This window comes from Thermogemmatispora sp. (assembly GCF_019683635.1).
GTDB lineage: Bacteria > Chloroflexota > Ktedonobacteria > Ktedonobacterales > Ktedonobacteraceae > Thermogemmatispora.
In genome coordinates, this window is sequence record NZ_JADGIA010000344.1 from 1 (window position 1) to 2,683 (window position 2,683).

Annotated in this window: 5 protein-coding genes; 4 read left to right on the plus strand and 1 reads right to left on the minus strand. The window is 66.9% G+C overall.

Annotation, left to right across the window (positions count from 1 at the left end):
* The 4 genes from IRZ31_RS21105 to IRZ31_RS21120 all read left to right on the plus strand — a co-directional run.
* Positions 1-401, plus strand: a 401-nt coding sequence (locus IRZ31_RS21105; protein ID WP_297157686.1) for an NUDIX hydrolase, incomplete at its 5' end; no start/stop codon positions are given.
* A 387-nt stretch (positions 402-788) separates the two neighbouring features.
* A complete protein-coding gene (locus IRZ31_RS21110) occupies positions 789-1,016 on the plus strand; it encodes a hypothetical protein (RefSeq protein ID WP_297157689.1) in 228 nt (75 codons plus the stop codon).
* Between the two features lie 703 nt (positions 1,017-1,719).
* On the plus strand, positions 1,720-2,112 hold the full coding sequence (locus tag IRZ31_RS21115) for a hypothetical protein (protein WP_297157692.1): 393 nt from the start codon (positions 1,720-1,722) through the stop codon (positions 2,110-2,112).
* 46 nt (positions 2,113-2,158) lie between these two features.
* Positions 2,159-2,497, plus strand: a complete 339-nt coding sequence (locus IRZ31_RS21120) for a hypothetical protein (RefSeq protein WP_297157695.1) — start codon at positions 2,159-2,161, stop codon at positions 2,495-2,497.
* Here IRZ31_RS21120 and IRZ31_RS21125 read toward each other — a convergent pair.
* On the minus strand, positions 2,494-2,683 hold a 190-nt coding region (locus IRZ31_RS21125; protein WP_297157699.1), incomplete at its 5' end, for a hypothetical protein. The genes IRZ31_RS21120 and IRZ31_RS21125 overlap by 4 nt on opposite strands.

Consider the following 2,683-nt stretch of genomic DNA (forward strand, 5'->3'; position numbering starts at 1 on the left):
TGGTCGTGTTGCGGCCTGGAGAGAGCGGCCCGGAATTGTTGCTGATCCGGCGCGGCAAGCCGCCGTTTGAAGGACAGTGGGCGCTTCCTGGCGGGAAAGTGAAGGTGGAGGAAGGCGAGTCGGTGGAGCAGGCGGCGGCGCGCGAGCTGTTCGAGGAGACGGGGCTGCGCCTGTCACCGAAGCGGATCAGCCGCGGAGTCGTTGGGATCTTTGCCGATCCGGGCCGTGACCCGCGTGGGCGCGTGATCTCGTGCGCGTTTCGGGTGCAGGTGCCGGCGGGCACCACGGCGCGGGCCGGCGATGACGCGGCAGAGGCGGCCTGGGTTGGGCTGGAGGCGCTGCCAAAGCTAGCCTTTGATCATTCCGTCATGGTGGAGGCAGCCCTCAAGCAGGGTTCCTAAAAAGTGGAGGCAGACATGGAGCTGTCGCTGGAGGACTTTGCCGATTGGCTGCTGCGGCATGCCTCGGAGCAGGTTGGCCAGCGGGGACGCTGCTTTGATCATCCGCTGGCCCGCTGGCTCTCAGAACGCTGCGGAAGACTGATAGGAGTGGACAGCGCCGCAGGGTCCTATGGGCCGGCGCTGGAGTCCCCTCACCGCTGGCAGCCGCTGCCCCGGTGGGCAGAGCGGTTCGCCGCGTTGGCGGAATGCCCGCATTTCGAGATATTGTCTGGAGAACAAGCGTTCGCTTTGTTGGTTCAGAGCCTCTAGTTCTTTCCTTCCTTCCTTCCTTCCTTCCTTCCTTCCTTCCTCGTTCCCTTCCTTCTTCCCTTGGGAGAGGAGGTGTGTATGTCTGCATCTTCCCCCGATGGATGCCGGTCCCTCATTGCCTTGCTGCAGCAGTACCAGGCCCAACTCGGCTCCTATGCCCTGCTGAGCCAGGCTCCAGCGGTCATGGAGGTATTGGGGGACCAATTCAGCGCAGAGACGAGTCTGGAGGACATTATCCAATATCTGGTTGCCCAGGACCTGGCCCGACAGGTGGAAGCCCGCCGGGCCAGGCGGGCGGGCTACTAGAGCCATCTGAGATGGATGGGGTGCGCTGGCTGGTTGGCGACCCGTTGGCGCGCCTCCATCCGCAGCCAAGCCAGGCGCCGGGGGGTTGTGCCCCGGCGACTGCTTTCCTCTCTCCAGTATATCCCCGGCGCCTGGAATGGCGCAACCCCCGGCGGGGAGCCGCCGCAGAGGAGGGAGCAGCGGTCGCAGGGAAGGCCCCCTCGGCGCCTGGCTCCAACCAGAAAGGAGCCAGAGATGTCATCTCGATTGTCTTCTCATTCCTCCATGCAATGTGCGCAATGCGGCGCTGAGGCAGAGGAGATCTGCGAATTTTGCAGGCGGCCAGTCTGTTCGCTGTGCCGGATTGAGGACTACGATGGGCATCCATCGGAGCTGTATCCTCCAGAAGTGCGACATGCCATGTGTGTGGGCTACTGGACGCCTGGCCGCCGCCGCGGGCAGGAGTGGCGCAGGCAGCAACGTGAGAAAGGGGGCAGCTAATGGCATGGGGACCGATCTGGAAGCGGCAGGCCGAGGGCCAGCAGGGTCGCTGCGCGGAGCCGGGCTGCTCCCGCCGCCCGGAGCAGCGGCTCCGGTGCTGGCATTGCGGTCAGAGCTACTGCCGGGCCCACGTCCTGGAGCAAGTGGATGAGGACCCGCCCCGGAAAGTGCTCTGCCTGAGCTGTGCGATGCAGGCCGGGTGGCTCTAGCCAAGGGGGTGGAGATGAGCCAGATCTCGCGCGTTGCCTTGCTTATCTTTCGCGGTGATCCGCAGCAGCCGAACATCTGGCTGCTGCGGGACCGCCGCGGAGCATGGCTTCTGCCTGCCGCCGTGTGCGCGGCGGGTGCCCACACGGGCAAGCTTGCGCTGGCCCTCCTCCAGTCGCTGGCAGGGTCTTGTCCGGGCCAGCGACTATGGCTCCTGGGCCTCTGGCCGCCAGTGGCGGCCTATCTGGCCCTGCTCCCTGACGGCGCTGGGGGTGAGAGCAGCGCCGGGGGCCGCTGGTGGCCGGCCAAGGAGGCTGCGGCGCTGGTCTCTGCCAGCGAGGCGGCGCTCATTCGCCGTGCCGCGACGTGGCTTGCCGATGGGGGAGCCAGCAGACGGGGCATTGCCTGAAGTCAGCCAGTTTCACTCCCTGAGCGGGCTTGAAAGGAGCACTCCCATGTTACCCCATTCCCCGTTGCAGGACAAGCAGCCCCGCGGGCTGATGGCCCCATTTCCTGCCGCCATGCCGCTGCCGGCGCGCCCGAGTCTGGGAGAGCGCCTGCGCCGGCTGGGCGCGTGGCTGGTGGCGCTGACGTTGCCCGAGGTAGTGGGTGGTGTGCTGCTGGTGCGGGCGCTGCCGTGGGCGGCGACGCTGCGGGCAGATCTGGGCATAGCTCTGCTGGCAGCGGCGGCGCTGCAGCTCGTCCTGGGGCTGGCACTGTGGCGGCGGGCAGCTCCCTGGTGGGTGCTGTGTGGGTTCCTCCTGGCGGGCCTCATCTGGGCGCTGCTGCGCTAGCGCCGGAGCCTGGTGGCGTGTGGCGGGTTCCTGCTGGTGATCGGCTGATGGCATGGGAACCAGACCGGGAGGGGGCGGATCTCCAGCCGCGCCAGAGGAGCAGCCTGCTCACCAGGATGTGTCGTGTTGGTGTTGGTCTTGGACGTGCCTGGCGGCGTGAGGCCGTCAGGGAGAGAAAGAAAGGAG